The organism is Micromonospora sp. NPDC049230, assembly GCF_040647875.1.
Taxonomy (GTDB): Bacteria; Actinomycetota; Actinomycetes; order Mycobacteriales; family Micromonosporaceae; genus Micromonospora.
This window is the reverse complement of sequence record NZ_JBEZCZ010000005.1, coordinates 67,837-88,862: the sequence shown is the minus strand read 5'-3', so window position 1 is coordinate 88,862 and position 21,026 is coordinate 67,837. Positions and strand designations below refer to the sequence as shown.

Sequence of the window (21,026 nt, the reverse complement as noted above, 5' to 3'; positions counted from 1 at the left end):
CCGAGTCGATCACCTGCCTACGCCGGCTCCGGGCGCGGACGCTCGCGGCGGTGCAGGATCGCCACGGCCACCGCGAAGAGCAACACGGGTGCCAGCACCAACGTCAGCCACTGCGCCCAGGTGAGCGGGTCGGGCACACCGTCGTGGCTGGAGTGCTCCAGGTAGGTCCCAGTGGTCCCGAGCCCCACCCGGGTGAGCAGCAGCGTGACGCCCACCGGGACGACGAGCGCGAGCAGGCGCAGTCGGAGCGCCGTCGGCGTCGACAGGACGGCAAGGGCGAAGAGCAGGTATCCCGCGATCAGCAGGATCGCCTCGACCCGACCGACACCGCTGGTGAACATCCAGGTGCCGTAGATGGGCGACGTCGATTCGTCAGCGCCGGTCACCAGGGCGACGCTCGGAGCACCGACGCTGACAAGCGTCGCCGCCGCCAGTGTGCCGAGCCGCCAACGCCCGAGGGCAGCCGCGCCGGACCGGGGAGCGCGGAGGGCGAGTGCCAACGGGACCATCGCGGCGAGCACGACAGGCCAGATGTCGAAGACCGTCGTATACCATCCGTAGGCCTCGGCGGCCCGAACCACCTCGAACGCCACGCCGCCGACGGCGATGGCGGCCGCCGCCCGCCCCCACCCGAGTGCGGCGAACACCGCCACGACGAGCCAGAGCACCGCCAGGGGACCATGCGGCCAGAGGACGAACGGTTCACCGATCCCGTCCGGATAGCTCTGCGCGTACATGCTGAGGTGCAGCACCGGAACGCGGGCGGAGCGCACGCACAGCAGCAGTGCGGCGATCAGGCCCAGCACCTGCGCCGCATCCCGCCACGCGTCGACCGAGAACCGGCCGCCGACCTGCCGGACGTGCGCCCGAACCGCCCCACCGAGCAGGGCGGACACGTCTCGCGCCGAGGGCCTGCGCTGGCCCGGCGCGGCGTCGTCAAGCAACACCCCGATCATCTCGTCCTCGTACTGCCGCCGGTACGCGCGGGGGTAGCAGGCCAGCAGCCGGCGGTAGACCTGGGGCAACGTCACGCCGCACCGCCTTCGACGATGAGGCCGGCACGGCGCAGCCGCACGGTCGCCGCGTCGGCGTTGCTCCGCAGGCGTGCCGACTCCTCGGCCAGGCGTTGCACCCCGGCGGCGGTGAGTCGGTAGTAGCGGCGCAACCTGGACTGCACCTGCTCCTCGCGCTCGATGTCGACGAGGCCCTCGGTACGCAGCCGGTCCAGCGCCGCGTAGAGAGTGCCGGCGCGCAGGTCGACACGCCCGTCGGAGATCCGACGGACCTCGTCGAGGAGGGCGTATCCGTGCCGTGGGGCCTCGACGAGCGCGGTGAGGATCAGATATGTCGATTCATGCAGGGAAGCGTTAGCCATCGTCGCAGTATATACAGTCGGAATGTATATGCGGGCGCCACCTCTCACTCGGCAACCCGCGCGGGTCAGTCCGGGATCCGGCAGGCGGCGTCGATGCGGTGCACCGGGCGGACCCGGCGGCCCATGCCCTCCAGCAGCGAGTCCTCCACGTGGAAGTCGCGGATGCGCAGCCGGTAGCGGGGCAGCTCCTCCTCGCTCGGGCAGAGCACCTGCGCGCGGACCAGGTCGACAGGCACGTACCGCACGCCACCCCGCTCCTGGAGGATCACCATGTTGACGTCGTCGGTGGTGATCACGTGCCCGCGTACGTCCTCGGTGGGTCCGGTCTCCGCGCCCACTGTCGTGACCGTCAGCGGCAGCACCGGTGTGCTGATCACCGGCACTGCGGCCCACACGAGCACGGCCAGCATCGCCACCTCGGTCACCGATGCCAACGGCCGGATCACCAGGCCGGGCAGCGGCCCCGCGATGAACAGGGCCAGCAGCGGGGGCACCGCGAGAAGCGCCAGCACCAACAGCTCGTGCTGCTTGCCCGCGTCGCGCAGCGTGGGCAGCAGCAGCCAGGCGTACCCGGCGAGCAGCGCGACGGTCATGAGCAGCCGGGGCACCACCCGTTCGTGCAGCCGCCCGGGGCGTAGCTGAAACGCTGCCGCGAACGCCGGCAGCAGCAGCGGCAGGTAGAGCAACGGCCAGGTGAGCAGGGCGAAGAGGAAGCTGGCCAGCACCACCCAGGCCGGGGTGAGATCTGCCCAGCGGGCGAAGAGCGGACGCCGGCGGGTCCCCGGTGGCAGCCGATCCGTGCCGACGGCCAGCACCGCCCCGAGCGCGAAGACGGCGACCATTCCGGTGGAGAGCAGCCGGGCCGCCGTGGTCAGGAAGCCGGCGAGCAGGTTGACCGGCCCGACGTTGGCCACCAGCAGCAGCGTCGTCTGAAGCTCGCCGCCCGCCTCCACGCCGAGGCGGAGCACCGAGAAGATCGCCGGTACGCCCACCAGCGCGGTCCAGAAGGACTGGCTGGCCCGGGCCCGCCGCTCGGCCGGATCCCAACGGACCCGACCGGGCTCGACCTCGGCGACGACCGGGTCGGCTGGTTCGGCGACCGGCACGCCGACCGGCCAGTCGACACGATCCGCACCAGCAGCCGGTACGGCCGCGGCCGTACTCGCGAAAGCCGGCGCGGCCGTAGCGTCCAAGGCCCGCGCGGCCCCCGCACCCGGCACGGACGCGCGGGGTGGCGGCACCGGGCCGTCCGCGCCGGTCGCGGTCGACGCCGTGCTCACCTCGACGGCGCTTTGTCGTCGAAGTCCACGAGCTGCGGCACCTTCAGCGGCTGGGGCTGGCGTTTCTCCACCTTCAACCACGGGCCCAGGGTGCGGTTGTACGCGCTCTGCCAGGGGCTCGCCTGCCCGTTGCGGCCCTGCTCGTAGCTCTTCTGGAGGAAGTACGCGACCAGGTCACGCAGGGCGGGGTCGCCGATCGGCACGCCGATGCCCAGCAGCTCGCTGGTGCCGAAGGGCATGTCCACGACCTCGAACTCCTTGGGGTAGGTGGCCAGGAATCCGGCGAGGATCGTCTCGTCCGAGCTGACCGCGTCGTACCGGCCGCCACGGATGCCGTCGACGCAGTCCTTGACGTCCTTCACCACGAATGTCTTGACCCCGTGCTTCTCCAGCTCGGCCTCGGTGGTGGAACCGCCGCTGGTGCAGACCCGGTAGGCCGGCTCGCGCAGGTTCTCGATGGTGCGGATCTTGTCCTTGAGGCGGACCGGCACCATCACCTCCTGCGTGGTCACGAAGTACGGGCCGGCGAAACTGACAAGCTTTTCGCGCTCCTCCGTCATGGAGAAGCTGGACACCACGAGGTCGACGGTCCCGCCCTGTAGGGCCGGGATCCGACTCTCGGTGGCCACCGACACGAACTCCAACCGCTGCTCGCCCTCGTAGCCGAGGGAGGCCGCGATGTACCTGCCGATCTCCACGTCGAAGCCGACGTGCTGACCGTTGCGCAGGTCGCCCATCAGCGGCTCCTTGGTGGCGACGCCGATGCGCAGCTGTGCCTGCCGGTAGATGTGCGACTCACGGAGTTTCTGCTGCACGGACGGCAGGCCGGGTTCCCGCCGGCTGTCGCAGCCGGCAGCGGCTGCCAGGGTGAGGGTGAGGGCGACCGCCAGCGTCGTCGCGACCGAGCGGAGCCGGGAACTGCGCACGTTCATGGGTGACCTCGCTGAGGGACCGATCTGCGGAACACCCAGAGTAGCTACCCCAAGCTCCTCCGTAGTGACACCGACCGGCACGTCGGACGGACCGGTTAGGCCGGTGTGGATCGGCGCGGCGACCGACTCTCCGGTTGACAGCCGCCGATGTCACGACATGCTGGACGGGTGAGTCGATTGTCCAGGCCCGATGCGCGGACGGTGGCGGTGCTCGCGGCGCTGGGAGCTCTCGCGCCGCTGGCCCTGCTTGTCGTCTGGCGCCGACAGGACCTTCTCGGCGTGGTCCTCGCCCTGCTCTGCGTCCTGCTGACAATGGTCGCCGGGGTCGCCTTCTCCGCCGCCCGTCAGGCCGGCGATCCGGAGCCGGAGGACCGGCAGGCGACCACCGGGCCGGCCGAGCTGATGCCGTACGGGATCGACGCGGACACCCTCGACGCCCTGGACAGCCGGGACGCCCTGCGGGCGGTGCGGGACCGGCGACGCGGGTCGGACGGCGTCAGCGGTCGGTGAGGGTGGGCGCGGCGAGCGCGTCCACGCCCCGCCCGGCCAGGCACCGATAGACCCGGTCGATGCTGCCGTCGACCGGGGGGAGCACCTCCAGGTGCCATCCGCTCGGTTCGGCGATCCCGGTGGTCACCCGGAACGTCGTGGCGCTGCACACCTGTCGCACCGGCTCGGCGGTGACCACGTCGTCGTAGTCGGCGCCGACCAGGAACACCGGCAGGATCCCCTCGGCGTACGTCTCCCAGGTGTGCCGACCCGTGCAGGACAACCGAACCGCCTCGGCGCGGTTGCCGCGGATCCGCATCGGGCCGAAGCACTCCAGCTCCGGCAGGCACCGGGCGCCCTCGGGCAGGGCGGTGGGCGTGCCGGGGCCGGTCGTGCAGCCGGGCAGCGGCCCGGTCGCCGGTGCGGCGACCTGGCTGACCGTCGGGTTCGGGGTGGGCGCTGACCCGTGGTCGGCGAACCAGGCTCCGGCGGTCGCCGAGCCGGCGAGCGCGAGCACGCCGGCACCGCCGAGGAACCAGCGCCGCCAGCGCCGACCACTGGGGACCACCTGCTGGGTGTCCTCGATGGGCGGTCGGGGCGCCGGCTTGCTGGCCGCGTACGGGCCGGGGCGGATTGCGCCACCGCTGACCGGCGCACCGCTGACCGGCGCCGACGGTGGCCCGAGCGGCAGGTTGACGAGCAGGTCGTGCAGTTCGAGGGCGGAGGGCCGCTCGGCCGGGTCGTTGACCATGCCGGCGCGCAGCACGTCGATCAGCTCGTCCGGGACGCCCGGCAGGGCGGGGAGCGGCTGGTTGAACATCTCCAGGACGGTGACCAGGCTGGGGTTGCGCTCGGACTGCCAGCGGGGCGGCCGACCGTGCATCACCGCGTAGAGGGTGGCGCAGAGCGCGTACACGTCGACGGCCGGTGACGGCGGGCTGTGGCTGAACATCTCCGGCGGCGCGTACGCCGGGGTGAGCACCTCCAGGGTGACCGAGGCGTCCCGGTGCTCGGCGAGCACGGCCAGCCCGAAGTCGGCGAGCACCGCCGAGTTGAAGGGCGAGTGCAGGATGTTTGCCGGTTTCACGTCTCGGTGCAGCACCCCTGCCGCGTGCGAGTGGGCCAGCGCATCGGCGATCTTGATGCCGAGGTCACGGGCCTCCACCGGGTCGAGCGGCGAGGTCCGCATCCGTTCGGCGTACGATCCGTCGCACAGCTCCATGATCAGGTAGGGGTGCTGATCGACGGTGACCCCGACGTCGAAGAGGTCCACCACGTGCGGGTGTGACGACATCCGTCCGGCCGCCCGCGCCTCGCGCAGGAAGCGGGCCTGATCCCGCTCGCTGTCCAGCGTCCGGTTTTCCACCTTGACCGCGACCTCGCGGCCCACCGAGATCTGGGTGGCCTGGTAGACGGTCGCGTAGCCGCCTCGGGCAAAGACCCGCAAATCGGTCAGACCTGGCACGATCGGCACCGGCAGGCCGCCGGTCGGAGTGTCGGTCACCGCTCGAAAATACCCAACCCGGCCGACGACTCAGCGCACCGCGTCCGCCGGAGCGGCACCGGCCGGACCGGTACCCTCCGCGGACCGGGCAGCCGTCCCGACACCGGCGGACGAGACATCTTCACCCGCCGACGCTCCCCGGCGCGCGTCCAGGCGCAGGCCGACGGCGGTGGCCAGGGCTCCCAGACCCTCCCAGGCCGCCACCCCGAAGAACCCGCCCGGAGCGATGTCGGAGAGCACGGCGATGGTGAAGACGGTGAACGTGACAAGTCGGAAGACCACCGTGAACCGGAAGAAGGCCCGCCACTCGGTGATCGTGGCGAGCAGGTAGTAGACGCCCATGTTGAACGCCGCCATCGACGACGCCACCAGGAACGTGCCGGTGTGGTCACCGACGGCACGCGTCTCGGGCACCTCAAGACCGAGCAGGCGTAACTGCGCCTCCGGCCAGAGCAGCCCGACCGCACCCATCACCAGCGCCAACACGCCGAAGACCGCGATGGTCCAGCCCGCGATGGATCGCGGCAGCTTCATGAAGGGCCTCCCCAGGCACGGCGACGGTCAGCACTGTGGACCGGCACACGGTGGTGACACGCTAGCCCCTCACCCCGACCGCCACATCCCCAGAACCGGCAAAAACCCTGCCCGCACCCCGACACCAGATTGATCAAGAGCTTTCGGTCACCGGCGGGCCACTTTCCGACGTGAAAAGGGGAGTCAGGCCAGGCGGGCGCGGAGGGCGTTGGCGGCGGCGCGTTCGCTGCGCTGCTCGGTCGCGTACGCCAGGCGGACCGCCTCCTCCGCACAGGACCGGGCCTGCTCCGGGTGACCGCAGGCGTCCAGCGCCTCGGCCAACACGCTGGCCGCGATCACCTGGCTGCGCACGTCCTCGGCCGGCGCGGTGACCGCCCGGCGAGCCCAGTCCAGTGCCTGCTCCCGCTGACCGTGAGCGAGCAGCGCCGCCGCGTACTGGGCCATCGTCTGGCGGCGGGAGAAGAGCAGCGAGGGCGCGTTCGCGGCGGCCGTCGCCACCGGGGCGAGCAGCCCGACGGCGGTCGCCGGGTCACCGGCGGCCAGGCGGGCCGTCGCCAGCAGCACCCGGGGTGCCACCTGGGCCGGGGCCTGCGGATTGTGCGGCTCCACTGCCGTCAGCACCGCACGGGCGACCCGCTCGGCGGTCTCGCAGTCACCCAGGTCCAACGCCACGAAGCCGCGCAGCACGCCGGCCATCCCGGTGAGCAGCGGGTGGGAGGTGCGCTCGGCGTACGCGAGGGCATCGGTGAGCAGGTCGGCCGCGTGCTCCGGCTCGCCCAGCCCACGCGCCACCACCGCCCGGACCACAAGTGCGAACCCGCGCCCCCAGTCGTCGGAGACGGCGGCGAACTCCCGGTACGCCCGACGGGCCTCGCGGTCGGCCTCGGCCAGGTCGCCCAGCTCGGCGGTGGCGAACGCGGCCACCGCACGAAGTGTGCCCACCGCCCACGCCTCACCGACCCGCTCGCCGAAGGGCAGGAACACCTGCGCCATCCGACACGCCTCCCGCAGTCGGCCGGCGAGCAGCCGGGCGAACGCCGTGGTGCCGCGCAGCCAGGCCCGCCCGTACGGGTCCTTCAACTCGGCGAAGAGCCGGGCGGCCCGGCCGAGGACCGCGTCGGTGCCGGCGAAGTCACCCCGGGTGGTGGTCACCCAGGCCAGGTTCTGTAGCGACCAGGCCTGCCCGCGCCGGTCCTGCGCACTGAGGCTGACCTGGTACGAGGCGGCCAACCGGCTGCTCGCCTGGCTCAGCCGCCCGGCCACGAAGTCGGCCATGCCGAGCCGGCGCATCGCCGTCGCCCGTTGCACGGGCAGCCCAGCCGCCGTGGCGACCTGCAACGCCTCGTGCCAGGCGATCATCGCCCGACCCTGGTCACCGAGGGTCTCCTGGGCCTGCCCCGCGAGCAGCAGGGCACCGACGCGGGTGGCCTCGTCCCCCGCGTTCGCGGCGATCTTCTCCGCGTACGCCAGCGCGTCGGCGACGCGGCCGACCTGGAGCAGCGCCCGCGCGTGCACCACCCGATCGGACGCCGGCACCCCGTCGCGGGCCAGCTCGGTGGCCCGCTCGGCGTACTCGACGGCCAGCACCGGCTCACCGGCGGCCAATGACCGACGGGCGGCCCGGCCGAGCGCGGCGACGCCGAGCGGCACCACCGCCCGGGCCGGCGCGTCCGGGCGCAGCTTCACCGCGTCGGCGAGCGTGGCGGCCCGCTCGACGTGCGTCGCCACGAAATCGTCCCGGGCCTCGTCGGTGAACCCGCCCGGCGCTGCGGTCGCGGCCCCGTCCACCGGTGCCGCCCAGCGGGCCAACGCGGCGTGCCGCTCGGCCAGCTCCGCCTTGCTCACCCCGGCGTACGCGGCCTCCCGCATCAGCGGGGTCGCGAACGCGTAGCCGGCCCGGGAGCGGTGCAGCATCCGGCGTTGCAGCAGCTCCTCGACAGCCCGGTCGAGCTCCACGGCGACCACCGCCGACGGTCGACCGTCGCGGCCGGCGCGCTGCTCACGCATCGCCTCCAGCGCACCTGTCGGCACCGTGTCGCCGGTCACCGCGGCATCGCGCAGCACCGAACGGGCGTCCGGGGGCAGCGCGTCGATCCGGGCGGCGAGCACGGCGGCGAGGTCGCGGGAGAGCAGCCGACTGCCCAGCGAACCGGGCACCAACCGCCAGCCGGCCGAGGCGCCCTGGTCCCGTTCGCCGGCCCCCGACCGTTCCACCCCGCTACGGACACCGCGCGCTGTCTCCGTGGTGAGCGCCCCACGCTCGATGAGCAGGGTGACCAGCTCGGCCAGGTAGAAGGGGTTGCCCTGAGCGGTGGCGAGCAGCCGGTCCGCGTCGGCGGGTGGCAGTTTGCCGCCACCGAGATAGCTGGTGAGCAGCCGCGCCGCGTCGGCACCCCGCAGCGGCGGCAGCGAGTGCACCTCGGCGTCCGCGACCCGGGTCAGCGCGCCGGCGGTACGCACCAACTCGGGGCGGCCCAGCAGCAGCACCAGCACCGGGCCGGTGAGCCTGGACAGGGTCAGCCCGAGGGCGCCGATCGTCTCGGCGGTGGCGTCGTGCAGGTCGTCCACCACGATCACCAGCGGCGCCTCCGAGGCGAGCCCACTGAGCAGGTCGGCGACCGCGTTCGGCACCACCTCGGCATCAGCGGTCGGGGTGCCCGAGCCGCCCCACTCGCCGGTGTCGGTGCCCGCGTGCGCCGGGAGTTCGGCGTAGCCGAGCAGGGCGAGCAGTTGTTCGGTGGCGATCGGCGCGGTGTCCGGGGCGGAGCGGGCCAGCCGCTGCCCGAGCCGGCGCAGCCGCTCCTCCACCGCCGGGCGGGTCAGCGCTGTGGACGCGTCGCTGGGCAGACCGACGGCGGCCCGCACCAGGTCGGCCAGGGGCGCGAGCCTCCGCCGCTCCCCGAACGCGGCACAGCGCACCGAGAGCACCCGGGCTCCGGTGTGCGCCGCGTACCGGCCGGCGCCCACGTCGTACCCGGCGGCGAGGCGCTCGACCTCGGCGGCGAACCGGGACTTGCCGATGCCCGCCTCGGCGGTCATCAGCAGCACGCGCGGATCACCCTGGTCGATCACCTCGGCGAGCCGCCCGGCGACCCGACCGATCTCCGTCTCCCGACCGACGTACGGGGCCTCGTCGCCGAGCCCCGAGCGGGTGCCCGGCGCGTCCAGCAGACCCAGCAGCTCGTACGCCTCGACGGGCTCGCGCTTGCCCTTGAGCCGCAGCGGGCGCAGCGCCCGCCAGGAGGACACGTGCCGGGTGGCGGCGGCGGTGCGCCCGCCCGCGTAGACAGCGCCGACCGCTGCGGCGTCGGCCAGCCGCGCGGCAGTGTTCACCGTGTCGCCGATGACCGTGTATTCGATGGCGGCCTGGATGCCCGCGATGACGTCGCCGGTGTTCAACCCGACCCGCAGCCCGAGCGGCGCACCGCCGCCCCGCTCGTCGTCGAGCACCCGGCGGACGGCCCGCTGCATGGACAGGGCGGCCCGGACCGCCCGTTCGGCGTCGTCCTCGTGCGCCACCGGCGCACCGAAGACCGCCATGATCCCGTCGCCGGTCAGCTTGTCGACGTGCCCGCCGAAGGTCTTCACGGCACCGGCGAGGGCGGCGAGCACCCGGTCGGTGACCGCGCCCACGCGTTCCGGGTCGAGATCTTCCGACCAGGAGGTGAACTCGGACAGGTCACCGAAGAGCACGGTGACCACCCGGCGCTCGGCCGCCGGCAACGTCGCGGCGGCCGGCAGCGCGGCACCGCAGTTGTGGCAGAACCGGGCACCGGGAACGGCGACGGTTCCGCACACGGGGCAGGTCACATGTGCTCCAACCCACTGACCCCGGGCGCGGATTCCCCGGTGCCGACACCCAGATACTCCAACTGCGCGCGGACCGACCATTCCGCCGCCCACCAGAGCGAGCGGTCCACGTCCGCGTAGACCACCGCCACCACGTCGGCGGGCGTCCGGGCGCCGGCCGCGACTGCCGCCCGGACCTGGTCCAGCCGGGCCCGGCGGTGGGCGAGGTAGAAGTCGGCGGCGGCGGCGCAGTCGGCCAGCGCCGGGCCGTGTCCGGGCAGCGCCGGGATCCCCCGGTACGCGGACAGCAGCTCCAGGCTGCTCAGGTAGTCACCGAGGTGCCCGTCCGGGTGCGCGACCACTGTGGTGCCCCGGCCGAGGATGGTGTCACCGGTGAGCACCACCCGCTCGTCCTCGTGCTCGACCAGGAAGCAGACCGAGTCGGCGGTGTGCCCCGGAGTCGTGAGCAGACGGACCGCCAGACCGAAGCCGCCGAAGTGCTCGCCCGCCTCGGTCAGCGGCTCGCCGCCGATGGTGTGCGCCGGGTCGACGGCGAGGACGTGCACGCCGCCGAGCAGCTCACTCAGCCGGGCCGCGCCCTCGATGTGGTCGGGGTGGCCGTGGGTGATCAGGATGAGCCCGATCGGGCCGTGCTCGGCGATCCGGGTCAGGTGCCCCTCGTCCGCCGGCCCCGGGTCGACGACGATGCCGGACTCGGCCGCCGGGGCGCGCAGCAGCCAGGTGTTGGTGCCGTCGAGGGTCATCGGCCCCGGGTTCGGTGCCCGCAGCAGTGAGACCCACCGGGGCAGATTCTCGGCAAGCGCCGCCACCGCCCCCGTCACGTGCCCGCTCATGGCTGCGATCGTACGACCCCGCCCGCAACACCCCGCGATCTTGCACTTGCGCACCCTGGTTCATCCCTGTTCGGGGCTTTCTTCCGGGCAGGAAGTGCAAGATCGCGGGGTGGGGTCAGGCGACCTCGACGATGAGTTCGACCTCCACCGGGGCGTCCAGGGGCAGCTCGGCCACCCCTACGGCGCTACGGGCATGGCGGCCGGCCTCGCCGAAGACGGTGCCGAAGAGGTCGGAGGCGCCGTTGATCACCGTGGGTTGACCGGTGAAGCCGGGCGCGGAGGCCACGAAACCGGTCACCTTGACCACCTTGACCACGTTTTCCAGGCCGACGAGCGAGTCGACAACGGCCAGCGCGTTCAACCCGCACCGCTGGGCCAGGTCCTTCGCCTGCTCGGCGGAGATCCCGGCGCCGACCTTGCCGGTCGCGAGCAGTTTGCCCTCGGCGAACGGCAGCTGGCCGGAGACGTACACGTGCTGCCCGGACTGCACGGCCGGCACGTAGCTGGCCACCGGCGGCACGACCTCGGGCAGGTCGAGCCCCAGCTCGGCGAGCTTCGCGTGCGGACCGCTGCTCACGCCTTCGGCCGCTTCAGGTAGGCGACCAGCTGGTCCGGGTTCGGTCCGGGGACCACGGCGACGAGCTCCCACCCGTCCTCGCCCCAGTTGTCGAGGATCTGCTTGGTCGCGTGGACCAGCAGCGGGACCGTGGAGTATTCCCACTTCTGCATCGCTGAAGGGCTCCCTCTCGGTGCGAAATCTTGGTCGAGGGACAGCCTACGGTCCGCTGGCCGAACGAGGCGCGGGACGCTGCTCCGGCGCGGCCGGCGACTCCCCGCAGCGGCCTTCGTGCTCGTACCCCTGTGGGCAGCGGGACCGGTCGGGCAGCAGCAGGTCGCAGAAGACCCGGTGCCTGTTGTTCTGGTCGTCGGCGTTGGACACCGTGGTCTCACCCGCGTCCAGCTCGGGGAGGAAGCCCAGGGACACCGCGACCCGGCCGGCCAGCACTGTCGCCGCCGTCAGACTCGGCACCCGGATCGGCAGGTGGATGACGAAGCCCGGCTCGTCGTCGTCGCGGGCGCGCTCGGCGAGGTGGCTCGGCGCCCGGGCCACCTCCGCCTGCTCCGGCGTCCGGCGGTACGACCGTTCGTTGATCGGCTGGCCGCCGATCGGCCCACCGGCCTCGAACAAGGATCCGGGCCGGCGCGCCCGCTCGTTGGTCGGGAAATAGGTGCGAGGGATGTTGTCCGCGTCGCGCATGCACTGCCTCCGGTCGTACCGCTCGGATCACTCTTCCGGTCCGGACCCATTCGTCCGTTCCGCCCCCCGCGCCGGGACGAAGGTAGGTCGGTGGCCCGCAGCCCGCCAGCAGGACGCGCCCGAATGGTCACCTAGAGTCACATATGCGACACACGGCGGGTAAGAAGCCCGATGGCGCATCACTGTCCGGTCGCGCCGGCCGAATCGGTTCGCAGCGCGGCGCGGCACGGGAAACACCGCCGCCGTCATCGACCGCTACCCTTCCGGTCGGGCGGTCGCGCAGCGCCCGGCAAGCCCGCTCGATCACGCTCGACGCCTCCGGTGGCGGCGGGCGCCGTACCCCTGGGGGAAGACGATGACCCAACCGCCCAGCGGCGACCAGGCCGGTCCACGAGCCCTCCCGCCGGCCCAGTCGGACCCCACCGACCAGCCCGGCGGTCCGACAGTCCCCGCCCAGCCGGCCCCCGCCGCGCCGTCCGGGCAGCTCGCGCTCCCCGCGCCCCCCGCACCGGCCGCGCTCCCCGCCCCGCCGACAGTCCCCATCCAGCAGGTCTTTCCCTCGCCGACCGGTGGGGCCGACGCCACCGGTACGCCGAGCGGCCCCCCGGCCGCGACGCCTACCCAACCGGGCGCCCCTGGCTCGTCGGCCATCCCGCCACCCCCGCCGGAGTACCCGCCCTATCCGGGCGCGGCCGAGCCGAAGAAGAAGCGCGGCCTGCTGATCGCGGCGATCGCACTGGTCGTGATCATGGTGCTCTGCGTGGGTGGTGGAGCGTTGGCGTTCCTGACCCTGCGCAACACCGAGACCGGCGAGGGCGCCAAGGAGCCCGCTGTCGCCGTCGACGAGTTTCTCACCGCTGTCTACCGGGATCGCGACGCGACAAAGGCGGCCACCCGCGTGTGCGCCGCGTCCCGCGACGACGGGAAGATCGCCGCGAAGGTCGCCGAGGTGCAGAAGTACGCCTCCGAGTACCAGAACCCGCGCTTCCGGTGGACCACCCCGAAGGTGGACAACCAGACCGGGGACCGGGCCACCGTCTCCACCCGGGTCACCATGACCACCGCCGACGAGAAGGTGGCCGACCAGGACCTGCGCTTCACTGTGGTGCAGAAGACGGGTTGGTGGGTCTGCGAGGTCGCCTGACCACCGGGCGTGGATAGGCTCGACGGGTGTGTGCAGCTGAGCGGCCGGTCGACCCGGCCGGTACCGGATGGTCGGCCCGCCTCCACGTGGTGACCGGCAAGGGTGGCACCGGCAAGACCAGCGTGGCGGCGGCCCTGGCCCTCGCGCTCGCCGCCGGTGGCCGGCGCACCCTGCTGGTCGAGGTCGAGGGGCGGCAGGGCATCGCCCAACTCTTCGGCATCGACCCGCTGCCGTACGAGGAGCGACACCTCGCCGAGGCACCCCACGGCGGTGAGGTGCGCGCCCTCGCGGTGGACGCCGAGGAGGCGCTGCTCGAGTACCTCGACATGTTCTACAAGCTGGGCGCGGCGGGCCGGGCGCTGCGCAAGCTCGGCGCCATCGACTTCGCCACCACCATCGCGCCCGGTCTGCGGGACGTGCTGCTCACCGGCAAGGTCAAGGAGGCCACCACCCGCACCTCCGGGCAGCGGCGCGCGTACGACGCGGTGGTGTTGGACGCGCCGCCGACCGGGCGGATCGGTCGGTTCCTCAACGTGACGGCGGAGACGGCCCGGCTGGCCAAGGTGGGCCCGATCAAGACCCAGAGCGAGGGGGTCGCCGCGCTGTTGCGCTCCCCGATGACCGCTGTCCACGTGGTCACGCTGCTGGAGGAGATGCCGGTACAGGAGACGGTGGACGCCATCGCCGACCTGACCGCACTCGGCTTCGGCACCGGAAAGGTGATCGTCAACGGCACCCGACCGCCGCTGCCCGCCGGCTCGGCGGTCACCGCGGCGGAGCTGCGGCGTGGGCTGGTCGCCGCCGGGTTGCCGGCCGATCGGGACACCGTGGCCGGTCTGCACGACGAGGCACGTGACCAGCTCATCCGGCGCGAACTGGAGGATTCGCTCCGCGCCGACCTGGTGGAGTTGGGGCTGCCGATGGTCGAGCTGCCGTTGTTGCCCGACGGCGTGGACCGGGCGGGTCTCGCGGCACTGGCCCAGGCCCTCGTCCGCGCCGATTGACTCACACCTGAGCCCAGCACAGGCGCGTCGACCCACGCGGCCCGATACGCTCGATTGGTGCCTTCCGAAGACGCGGCGCCGCAGCTGGACGTCGACCAGATCCTCGCCGACCCGGGCGTACGGATCGTCGTGTGCTGTGGTGCGGGCGGGGTGGGCAAGACGACCACCGCCGCGGCGCTGGCGCTGCGGGCCGCCGAGCACCACGGCCGGCGCACTGTGGTGCTCACCATCGACCCGGCCCGCCGGCTGGCCCAGTCGCTGGGCCTGACCGAGCTGGACAACACTCCCCGCCAGGTCAAGGGGATCGACGTCGAGAGCAGCGGCGGCGAGCTGCACGCCATGATGCTGGACATGAAGCGCACCTTCGACGACGTGGTGCTCCAGCACACCGATCCGGCGAAGGCCGCGGAGATCTTCGCGAACCCGTTCTACCAGGCGATGAGTTCGACATTCGCCGGCACGCAGGAATACATGGCGATGGAGAAGCTCGGCCAGCTGCACGCCCGGGGCGAATGGGACCTGATCGTGGTGGACACTCCACCGTCCCGCTCGGCACTCGACTTCCTGGACGCGCCGGCCCGACTCTCCCGCTTCCTCGACGGCCGGATGCTGCGGCTGCTGCTGGCCCCGGCGCGCAGCGGCGGCCGGAGCATGTTCAGCCTGGTCACGGCCTCGTTCGGGATGTTCTCGAAGGTGGTGCAGAAGGTCCTCGGCGCGCAACTGCTCACCGACCTGTCCGGCTTCGTGGCCGCACTGGATTCCATGTTCGGCGGTTTCCGACAGCGCGCCGAGCAGACGTACCGGATCCTTCAGGCAGGGGAGACGGCCTTCCTGCTGGTCGCGGCACCGGAGCCGGACGCGGTCCGGGAGGCCGCCTACTTCGCGGGTCGCCTGCGGGAAGAGCGGATGCCGCTGGCCGGCCTGGTGCTCAACCGGGTGCACCGACTCGCGGTGCCGGAGCTGGACGCCGAGCAGAGCCGGGTCGCCGCCGAGCGGCTGACCGAGCTGGGTGGGCACGAGGCGACCGCCGACGTGCTGCGGGCGCACGCGGCGCTGGCCCGTCAGGCGGTACGCGAGCAGCGGGTCGCCGCGCGGTTCACCGAGGCGTTCCCCGCCGTGCCGACGGTGTCGGTGACGGCGCAGCCCGCCGACGTGCACGACGTCGACGGGCTGCGGACGATCGGCGCGGCGATCAGCCGGCCGTGACCGCCGTCAGTTGGCCGCACTGACGAGGATCTTGTCCTTTCCGGCCTTGTCCTTGCTGTTCTTCTTCATCGCGGCCTCGAACATCTTGCGCCAGCTCGTCACCTGCGGGTGTCGACGCAGTAGCGCCCGCCGTTCGCGTTCGGTCATGCCGCCCCACACACCGAACTCGATCCGGTTGTCCAACGCGTCGGCCAGGCACTCGTACCGAACAGGGCAGCTCCGGCAGATCCGCTTCGCCACGTTCTGTTCGGCGCCCTGTACGAACAACGCGTCCGGGTCCCCGTTCTGACACGCCGCCAGCGACGGCCAGTCAGTGATCATGCCCATGTGTACACGTCCCCCCTTGCAGTACCTACCGACCTCGTCGATGCACGCCAGCCGGCAATTCCCCCCGATCGCCCGGCTCGCCTTCCCCAAGGCGGCACGGACGACATGTGGCGCTGTCGCCGCCCCCATCATGCTCTGTAGTCGACTGATTACGCAACGTTGTCGACGAAATCCATCATTTCGGACAGTCCCGGCTTCCCGGGCCTTCGACCGCCGGTTACCCCGCCGAGGTCGGCGATAACGCTGCGCCGCCTCCTTCGATCGGAGGAGACTCACGCCAGGTCACCCGCAACCGAGCACCGGGGGTCGTGCGTTTAGCACAACGAGGGCAGCGCGCGCAGGAAATGGGGAAAGAACGCCCAGGCGCCCCTCGTTCCCTACTCGCGTACCCTGTCGAGGTGAACTGGATGCGGAAACGTGACCACAATGTGCTGACCAACGCCGCATCGCTGCTGGTGTGCGGCCTACTGGCCGGTGTGGTGGTCGCTGCGGCGGCCTTCCCCGCGGTGGCGATGTCCGGCCTGGCCGCGAAGGCCGGCGCCGAGACATTCGGCGCCCTGCCCACGGAGTTCTCGGCGGCACGCGCGCCGCAGATCAGCTATCTGCTGGCCTCGGACGGCAAGACACCACTCGCGACGATGTACGACGAGAACCGGCGCGACGTGAAGCTCGCCGACATCTCTCCGTACATGCAGAAGGCGATCATCGCGGCCGAGGACCATGAGTTCTACAAGCACAACGGCGTCGACATCAACGGTGTCGCCCGCGCGTTCGTCAACAACCAGGGCGACGGCGGCCGGCAGGGCGCCTCGACGCTGACCATGCAGTACGTCCGGCTGGCCATCGCGTACTCGGCCACCCACCCGGCCGACGTGGTGGCGGCGACCGAGGACACCAGCGCCCGCAAGCTTCGCGAGATGCGGCTGGCCCTCCAGGTCGACAAGGAATTCTCCAAGGACGAGATCCTCACCCGCTACCTCAACCTCGCCTCGTTCGGCAACGGCGCGTACGGCATCTACGCCGCCAGCCAGGTCTACTTCGGTAAGCCGCCGGCCAAGCTCAAGATCGAGGAGGCGGCGCTGCTGGCCGGCATGGTCAAGGCGCCCACCACGAACGACCCGACCACCGAGGCGGGTTACCCGCTCGCCAAGGACCGTCGCGACTACGTCATCCAGAACATGGTCGACATCAAGGCCATCACCCAGCAGGAGGCGGACGCGGCCAAGGCCGTCAAGCTGGTCGTGAAGGACAAGCGCACCCCCAACGGCTGCATCGCCGCGAACGTCAACAGCTGGGGCTTCTTCTGCGACTACTTCTACCGCTGGTGGATGCAGCAGGAGACGTTCGGTTCGACCACGTACGACCGGGAGCGGCGGCTGAAGAGCGGCGGCTACACCGTCGTGACCTCGATCGACGTCCAGGCGCAGAAGGGTGCGGACAAGGCGGTCCGCAGGTCCAAGAGCGAGAACAGCAAGGAAGCCGCAATGGTCGCGGTGGTCGAGCCCGGCTCCGGCCGGGTCCGGGCGCTCGCGGTCAACCGGCAGTTCAAGCTGGACGACCCGAAGAACCCGAAGAACAAGATCTCCAGCGATCCGGCGAAGAGCCGGAGGGGCATCCGAGGCAACTACCCGGCAACTGTCAACCCGCTGCTCAGCGGCGGTGACGGCATCACCGGGTACCAGGCCGGCTCGACCTTCAAGATCTTCACCATCCTGGCGGCGCTGGAGAAGGGCATCCCGCTCAGCTACAGCTTCAACGCGCCACAGCAGTTCAAGTCGGAATACATCATCGACCCCAGCAGCAAGGCGGCGTGCCCCGGCACCCACTTCTACTGCCCGACCAACTCCGGCCTGAAGGCCGGCGGCGTCCAGAACATGTGGACCGCGTTCGCCCAGTCGGTCAACACCTACTTCGTCCCGCTCCAGCAGCAGGTCGGCGCGGAGAACGTGGTCGACGCCGCCAAGCGGGCCGGCATCCAGTTCCGCACCGATGAAGATCTCCGACTCAGTGGCACCAAGCAGGACGCGCACCAGTGGGGTGCCTTCACCCTCGGTGTCGCGCAGACCACCCCGCTGGACCTGGCCAACGCGTACGCGACCCTGGCGGCCGACGGCAAGTACTGCGAACCGATCCCGGTGCAGGAGATCCGCGACCCCGACGGCAACAAGCTGGACGTCGCCAACCCGCGCTGTGAGAAGCGGTTCAGCACCGACGTGGCCCGAGCCGCCGTGGACGCCGCCCGATGCCCGGTCGGCGACAACTCCGAGACCAGCAAGTGCGGCAGCAGCCGCACCGCCGGCGGAGTGAAGGGCATCGTCGACGCGCCGGTGGCCGGCAAGACCGGCACCACCGACTCGGAGAAGACCGCCGCCATCGTCGTGATGACCAAGCAGTACTCGGTGGCCGGCATCATGGCCGACCCGGACTGGCCGCAGACCAACGTCAGGATGAAGCACAGCGACAAGGACGGCATCAACCCGCCGGTCTACGAGACGCTGCGGGACGCCATGAAGAACAAGCCGCGGATCAACTTCGAGCCACCGGGCCAGAAGATCTCCGAGGGTGACCAGCGCAGCATCCCCGACGTGAAGTGCCAGCCGGTGGACACTGCCAAGTCCCGGATCAAGGGTGCCGGCTTCGAGCCGGTCGTCTCCGAGGCCAAGGTGCCGTCCACCTGCCCGGCCGGCACCGCCGCCGGCACCAGCCCGGACGGGCGCACCATCAAGGGTGGCGTGGTCACCGTCCAGGTCAGCAGCGGCGGTGGCGGCGGCACGCCGGGTAACACCGGTGGTGGCGGGCAGCCCGGCGGTCGACCCGGGGGCCGTCCCGGCGGCTGAGTCGACGAGTAGGACACGACGGGCGGGCACCCACCACGGGTGCCCGCCCGTTTCCGTTCGTCCGGACCAGCATCACCCGCCCACGCTCCGGAGAACGCCGGCCGGGATGCCGCTGGGTCAGAGGCCGAGCTGTCGGCGTACCTCGGCGGCCACCCGACCACCCTCGGCCTGGCCCGCCACCGCGGCCTGGGCCGCCTTCATGGCCGGGCCCATCTGGGCCTTGCCGGTGAAGCCGCCCGCGGCGAGCGCCCCCGACACCAGCTCGGTCAGCTCGGCGTCGGAGAGCTGCTTGGGCAGGTAGCGGTCCAGCACCTCACCCTCGGCGCTCTCCTTGGCGGCCTGCTCGGCGCGGCCGGCGTCGGCGAAGGCCGTTGCCGCCTCCCGGCGCTTCTTGGCCTCCTTGGTCAACACCGCGAGCACCTCGTCATCGGAGAGCTCGCGCTTGGCCTTGCCGGCGACCTCGGCGGTGCCGACGGCGGCCAGGGCCATCCGCAGCGTGGAGGTGGTCAGCTCGTCGCGCGCCTTGAGCGCGGAACGCATGTCGGCGGTGAGGCGGTCCTTCAGCGTGCTCATGGACGGTCAAACTACCCTGAACGACATGCGAAAGCGCACACTATTCCGCCTCGCCGCCGGAACCGCCACGGTCGGCGCCGCCACCCTCGCGTACGCGTCGCTCATCGAGCGCAACATGTTCACCCTGCGGCGGTACGACGTGCCGATGCTGCCGGCCGACGCGGAACCGCTTCGCGTGCTGCACCTGTCCGACCTGCACATGATGCCCGACCAGGCGCGCAAGCAGCGCTGGGTGGCCTCGTTGGCCGCCCTCGACCCCGACCTGGTGGTGGTGACCGGCGACAACATGGCCCACCCGGGAGCGGTCCCCGGAGTGCTGCGGGCCCTGCAACCACTGCTGGACTATCCAGGTGCGTTCGTGTTCGGCTCCAACGACTACACCGGGCCGGTGCTGAAGAACCCCTTCACCTACTTCCTGCCCGACCGGGAGTACACCGAGGGCGTCGAGCTGCCCTACGAGGAACTGCGCCAGGTGTTCACCGGCGCCGGCTGGGCGGACCTCAACAACGCCCGGACCACCCTGAAGGCCGGCGGCCGACAGCTCGACCTGGTCGGCGTGGACGACCCCCACATCGACCGGGACGACTACCCGGCGGTGGCGGGCGCGGTCTCGTCCTCGGCCGACCTGTCCATCGCGCTGACGCACTCCCCCGAGCCGCGGGTCCTCGACCAGATGGCCGCGGACGGCTTCGGCCTGCTGCTCGCCGGGCACACCCACGGCGGTCAGGTCTGCGTCCCGGGCTACGGAGCCCTGGTGACCAACTGCGGCCTGCCCCGCTCGATGGCGCGCGGTCTGCACCGCTGGCCCGGCTCGGACTCGTGGCTGCACGTCTCCGCCGGCCTCGGCACCCACCCGACCGCCCCGATCCGCTTCGCCTGCCCCCCGGAGGCCAGCATCCTCACCCTCATCCCCCGCTGACCGCCCCCGCCCGCGCCCACCCTGGGGCCTGACCTCGCCCCGCCACCCGGACCCGCCACCCGGCCCCGGCGGCGGGGGTACCGAGTTTGACCATCCGGACGGGTGGGCTACTATTTGTCGGCACGCCTCGGGGTGTGGCGCAGCTTGGTAGCGCGCTTCGTTCGGGACGAAGAGGTCGTCGGTTCGAATCCGGCCACCCCGACCAGAGGTAAGAGGGCACATCCATGGATCGGATGTGCCCTCTGGTGCTTTCCGGCTGATCAACAGCATGCCATTGATCGCGTATCGTGCTGCCGGTGCCCGACCAGCCGGCGCCGAAGCCCAGCCGCAAGGCCACTGTCGCTCTCGTCCTGGCCGGCTTGAGCCTCGTGCTGTCTCTGGTCACGTGTGGCTTCGTGGCCGTGACCGGGCTTGAGGACCTTGATGACTCCCTTCAGTCTCCGCCCCGGCCAGCGAGTGCGTCGGAGGTCGAAGCCCTCGCCCACGTGACCTTCCCGCCTGGCACGGTGCTCCTCTCGGCCGCACAGAGCAACGGACTGGAGACCCACCTGTCGGCGAGGTTCCGTATCTCGCGCGAAGCCCTCGACACCTTCCTGACTGATGGAGATTTCGCCGCCGGGTTGACCCCCGGACTACGCGTCGTCACCAAGCAGGACGACGTCGGCGGAGGAGGCACCTGGCACCCCGAGACTGCTGTTCGGGTCTCCGGAATCAACGAAGAGGCACCGGGACCGAACGGCACCTACCGTCGCCTGCTGGTGGACCTCGACAGGGAGGACACAGTGACTGTGTACCTCCACGCGCGCAAGCCCTGATGTCCGAGGCTCACGCCGACGGTTGACGGCTCGCGCCACACGGTCACGCACCACCGTGGACGTGCGGGTGGCGGCCGGCCCAGCCAGCCGCCGGCGCTCATCCTGGGCGCGGCACGCGACGGTCGACAGTGCGCCGCCCACGTCGAGCGCCGTGAGGTGCCGGAGATTTCACGACGTGCCGGCGGC

At 71.8% G+C, this 21,026-nt stretch carries 20 protein-coding genes and 1 tRNA gene; 8 read left to right on the top strand and 13 right to left on the bottom strand.

The features are described 5' to 3' along the window. Positions 1 to 17: 17 nt before the first annotated feature. The 4 genes from AB0A95_RS06270 to AB0A95_RS06255 all read right to left on the bottom strand — a co-directional run bounded on the left by AB0A95_RS06270 (position 18) and on the right by AB0A95_RS06255 (position 3,587). Entirely contained in the window at positions 18 to 1,031 is a 1,014-nt protein-coding gene (locus AB0A95_RS06270; protein WP_357554582.1) for a hypothetical protein, read from the bottom strand. Further along, positions 1,028 to 1,375, bottom strand: coding sequence for a PadR family transcriptional regulator (locus AB0A95_RS06265; protein WP_357554581.1), 348 nt, complete (start codon positions 1,373 to 1,375; stop codon positions 1,028 to 1,030). The genes AB0A95_RS06270 and AB0A95_RS06265 overlap by 4 nt, the downstream gene beginning before the upstream one ends. A 65-nt stretch (positions 1,376 to 1,440) precedes the next feature. Further along, positions 1,441 to 2,655 carry a hypothetical protein gene (locus AB0A95_RS06260; RefSeq protein WP_357554580.1) on the bottom strand — a complete coding sequence of 405 codons (1,215 nt, stop codon included), beginning with the start codon at positions 2,653 to 2,655 and terminating at the stop codon, positions 1,441 to 1,443. Continuing rightward, positions 2,652 to 3,587: a transporter substrate-binding domain-containing protein gene (locus AB0A95_RS06255; RefSeq protein ID WP_357554579.1), complete on the bottom strand. Its 936-nt coding sequence runs from the start codon at positions 3,585 to 3,587 to the stop codon at positions 2,652 to 2,654. Before AB0A95_RS06255 ends, AB0A95_RS06260 begins: the two co-directional genes overlap by 4 nt. Positions 3,588 to 3,755: 168 nt before the next feature. Between AB0A95_RS06255 and AB0A95_RS06250 the strand changes: the two genes are divergently transcribed. After that, positions 3,756 to 4,097, top strand: coding sequence for a hypothetical protein (locus AB0A95_RS06250; RefSeq protein WP_357554578.1), 342 nt, complete (start codon positions 3,756 to 3,758; stop codon positions 4,095 to 4,097). Here AB0A95_RS06250 and AB0A95_RS06245 read toward each other — a convergent pair. The 7 genes from AB0A95_RS06245 to AB0A95_RS06215 form a co-directional block, all read right to left on the bottom strand. After that, entirely contained in the window at positions 4,084 to 5,580 is a 1,497-nt protein-coding gene (locus AB0A95_RS06245; protein WP_357554577.1) for a serine/threonine-protein kinase, read from the bottom strand. The genes AB0A95_RS06250 and AB0A95_RS06245 overlap by 14 nt on opposite strands. A 30-nt stretch (positions 5,581 to 5,610) precedes the next feature. Further along, the gene (locus AB0A95_RS06240; protein WP_357554576.1) at positions 5,611 to 6,114 is read right to left on the bottom strand and encodes a hypothetical protein; all 504 of its coding nucleotides are present in this window, start codon (positions 6,112 to 6,114) and stop codon (positions 5,611 to 5,613) included. Between the two features lie 183 nt (positions 6,115 to 6,297). After that, positions 6,298 to 9,924, bottom strand: coding sequence for an adenylate/guanylate cyclase domain-containing protein (locus AB0A95_RS06235; RefSeq protein WP_357554575.1), 3,627 nt, complete (start codon positions 9,922 to 9,924; stop codon positions 6,298 to 6,300). Then, on the bottom strand, positions 9,921 to 10,757 hold the full coding sequence (locus tag AB0A95_RS06230; RefSeq protein WP_357554574.1) for an MBL fold metallo-hydrolase: 837 nt from the start codon (positions 10,755 to 10,757) through the stop codon (positions 9,921 to 9,923). Before AB0A95_RS06230 ends, AB0A95_RS06235 begins: the two co-directional genes overlap by 4 nt. Before the next feature lie 115 nt (positions 10,758 to 10,872). Continuing rightward, on the bottom strand, positions 10,873 to 11,334 hold the full coding sequence (locus tag AB0A95_RS06225; RefSeq protein WP_357554573.1) for a RidA family protein: 462 nt from the start codon (positions 11,332 to 11,334) through the stop codon (positions 10,873 to 10,875). Next, entirely contained in the window at positions 11,331 to 11,486 is a 156-nt protein-coding gene (locus AB0A95_RS06220; protein WP_007466198.1) for a DUF4177 domain-containing protein, read from the bottom strand. The genes AB0A95_RS06225 and AB0A95_RS06220 overlap by 4 nt, the downstream gene beginning before the upstream one ends. A gap of 46 nt (positions 11,487 to 11,532) precedes the next feature. Continuing rightward, positions 11,533 to 12,015 carry a hypothetical protein gene (locus tag AB0A95_RS06215; protein WP_357554572.1) on the bottom strand — a complete coding sequence of 161 codons (483 nt, stop codon included), beginning with the start codon at positions 12,013 to 12,015 and terminating at the stop codon, positions 11,533 to 11,535. Between the two features lie 355 nt (positions 12,016 to 12,370). Between AB0A95_RS06215 and AB0A95_RS06210 the strand changes: the two genes are divergently transcribed. From AB0A95_RS06210 to AB0A95_RS06200, 3 genes are read left to right on the top strand one after another with little or no spacing between them, the layout of a single operon-like run. After that, complete coding sequence (locus tag AB0A95_RS06210; protein WP_357554571.1) at positions 12,371 to 13,159, top strand: hypothetical protein; 789 nt, start codon at positions 12,371 to 12,373, stop codon at positions 13,157 to 13,159. 26 nt (positions 13,160 to 13,185) lie between these two features. Next, complete coding sequence (locus AB0A95_RS06205) at positions 13,186 to 14,163, top strand: ArsA-related P-loop ATPase (RefSeq protein ID WP_357554570.1); 978 nt, start codon at positions 13,186 to 13,188, stop codon at positions 14,161 to 14,163. Between the two features lie 54 nt (positions 14,164 to 14,217). After that, positions 14,218 to 15,369 carry an ArsA-related P-loop ATPase gene (locus AB0A95_RS06200; protein WP_357554569.1) on the top strand — a complete coding sequence of 384 codons (1,152 nt, stop codon included), beginning with the start codon at positions 14,218 to 14,220 and terminating at the stop codon, positions 15,367 to 15,369. Positions 15,370 to 15,375: 6 nt separating this feature from the next. Here the strand turns inward: AB0A95_RS06200 and AB0A95_RS06195 are convergent, their stop codons facing one another. Then, positions 15,376 to 15,696, bottom strand: a complete 321-nt coding sequence (locus AB0A95_RS06195) for a WhiB family transcriptional regulator (protein ID WP_030328078.1) — start codon at positions 15,694 to 15,696, stop codon at positions 15,376 to 15,378. 407 nt (positions 15,697 to 16,103) lie between these two features. On the opposite strand from AB0A95_RS06195, the gene AB0A95_RS06190 reads away from it, so the two are divergent. Further along, positions 16,104 to 18,533 carry a transglycosylase domain-containing protein gene (locus tag AB0A95_RS06190; RefSeq protein ID WP_357554568.1) on the top strand — a complete coding sequence of 810 codons (2,430 nt, stop codon included), beginning with the start codon at positions 16,104 to 16,106 and terminating at the stop codon, positions 18,531 to 18,533. A 117-nt stretch (positions 18,534 to 18,650) separates the two neighbouring features. Here the strand turns inward: AB0A95_RS06190 and AB0A95_RS06185 are convergent, their stop codons facing one another. Then, a complete protein-coding gene (locus AB0A95_RS06185) occupies positions 18,651 to 19,106 on the bottom strand; it encodes a GatB/YqeY domain-containing protein (RefSeq protein ID WP_357075463.1) in 456 nt (151 codons plus the stop codon). Between the two features lie 25 nt (positions 19,107 to 19,131). On the opposite strand from AB0A95_RS06185, the gene AB0A95_RS06180 reads away from it, so the two are divergent. The 3 genes from AB0A95_RS06180 to AB0A95_RS06170 all read left to right on the top strand — a co-directional run bounded on the left by AB0A95_RS06180 (position 19,132) and on the right by AB0A95_RS06170 (position 20,840). Further along, a complete protein-coding gene (locus AB0A95_RS06180) occupies positions 19,132 to 20,025 on the top strand; it encodes a metallophosphoesterase (protein ID WP_357554567.1) in 894 nt (297 codons plus the stop codon). Between the two features lie 128 nt (positions 20,026 to 20,153). Continuing rightward, positions 20,154 to 20,230: transfer RNA gene (locus AB0A95_RS06175), tRNA-Pro, on the top strand. Between the two features lie 91 nt (positions 20,231 to 20,321). Further along, positions 20,322 to 20,840 carry a hypothetical protein gene (locus AB0A95_RS06170; RefSeq protein ID WP_357554566.1) on the top strand — a complete coding sequence of 173 codons (519 nt, stop codon included), beginning with the start codon at positions 20,322 to 20,324 and terminating at the stop codon, positions 20,838 to 20,840. Positions 20,841 to 21,026: the final 186 nt, after the last annotated feature.

Coding starts and splice junctions, on each gene's coding strand:
- AB0A95_RS06240 (WP_357554576.1), bottom strand. CDS start 6,114: ATGAAGCTGCCGCGATCCATCGCGGGCTGGACCATCGCGGTCTTCGGC.
- AB0A95_RS06185 (WP_357075463.1), bottom strand. CDS start 19,106: ATGAGCACGCTGAAGGACCGCCTCACCGCCGACATGCGTTCCGCGCTC.
- AB0A95_RS06265 (WP_357554581.1), bottom strand. CDS start 1,375: ATGGCTAACGCTTCCCTGCATGAATCGACATATCTGATCCTCACCGCG.
- AB0A95_RS06210 (WP_357554571.1), top strand. CDS start 12,371: ATGACCCAACCGCCCAGCGGCGACCAGGCCGGTCCACGAGCCCTCCCG.
- AB0A95_RS06255 (WP_357554579.1), bottom strand. CDS start 3,587: ATGAACGTGCGCAGTTCCCGGCTCCGCTCGGTCGCGACGACGCTGGCG.
- AB0A95_RS06215 (WP_357554572.1), bottom strand. CDS start 12,015: ATGCGCGACGCGGACAACATCCCTCGCACCTATTTCCCGACCAACGAG.
- AB0A95_RS06220 (WP_007466198.1), bottom strand. CDS start 11,486: ATGCAGAAGTGGGAATACTCCACGGTCCCGCTGCTGGTCCACGCGACC.
- AB0A95_RS06230 (WP_357554574.1), bottom strand. CDS start 10,757: ATGAGCGGGCACGTGACGGGGGCGGTGGCGGCGCTTGCCGAGAATCTG.
- AB0A95_RS06190 (WP_357554568.1), top strand. CDS start 16,104: ATGCGGAAACGTGACCACAATGTGCTGACCAACGCCGCATCGCTGCTG.
- AB0A95_RS06180 (WP_357554567.1), top strand. CDS start 19,132: ATGCGAAAGCGCACACTATTCCGCCTCGCCGCCGGAACCGCCACGGTC.
- AB0A95_RS06195 (WP_030328078.1), bottom strand. CDS start 15,696: ATGGGCATGATCACTGACTGGCCGTCGCTGGCGGCGTGTCAGAACGGG.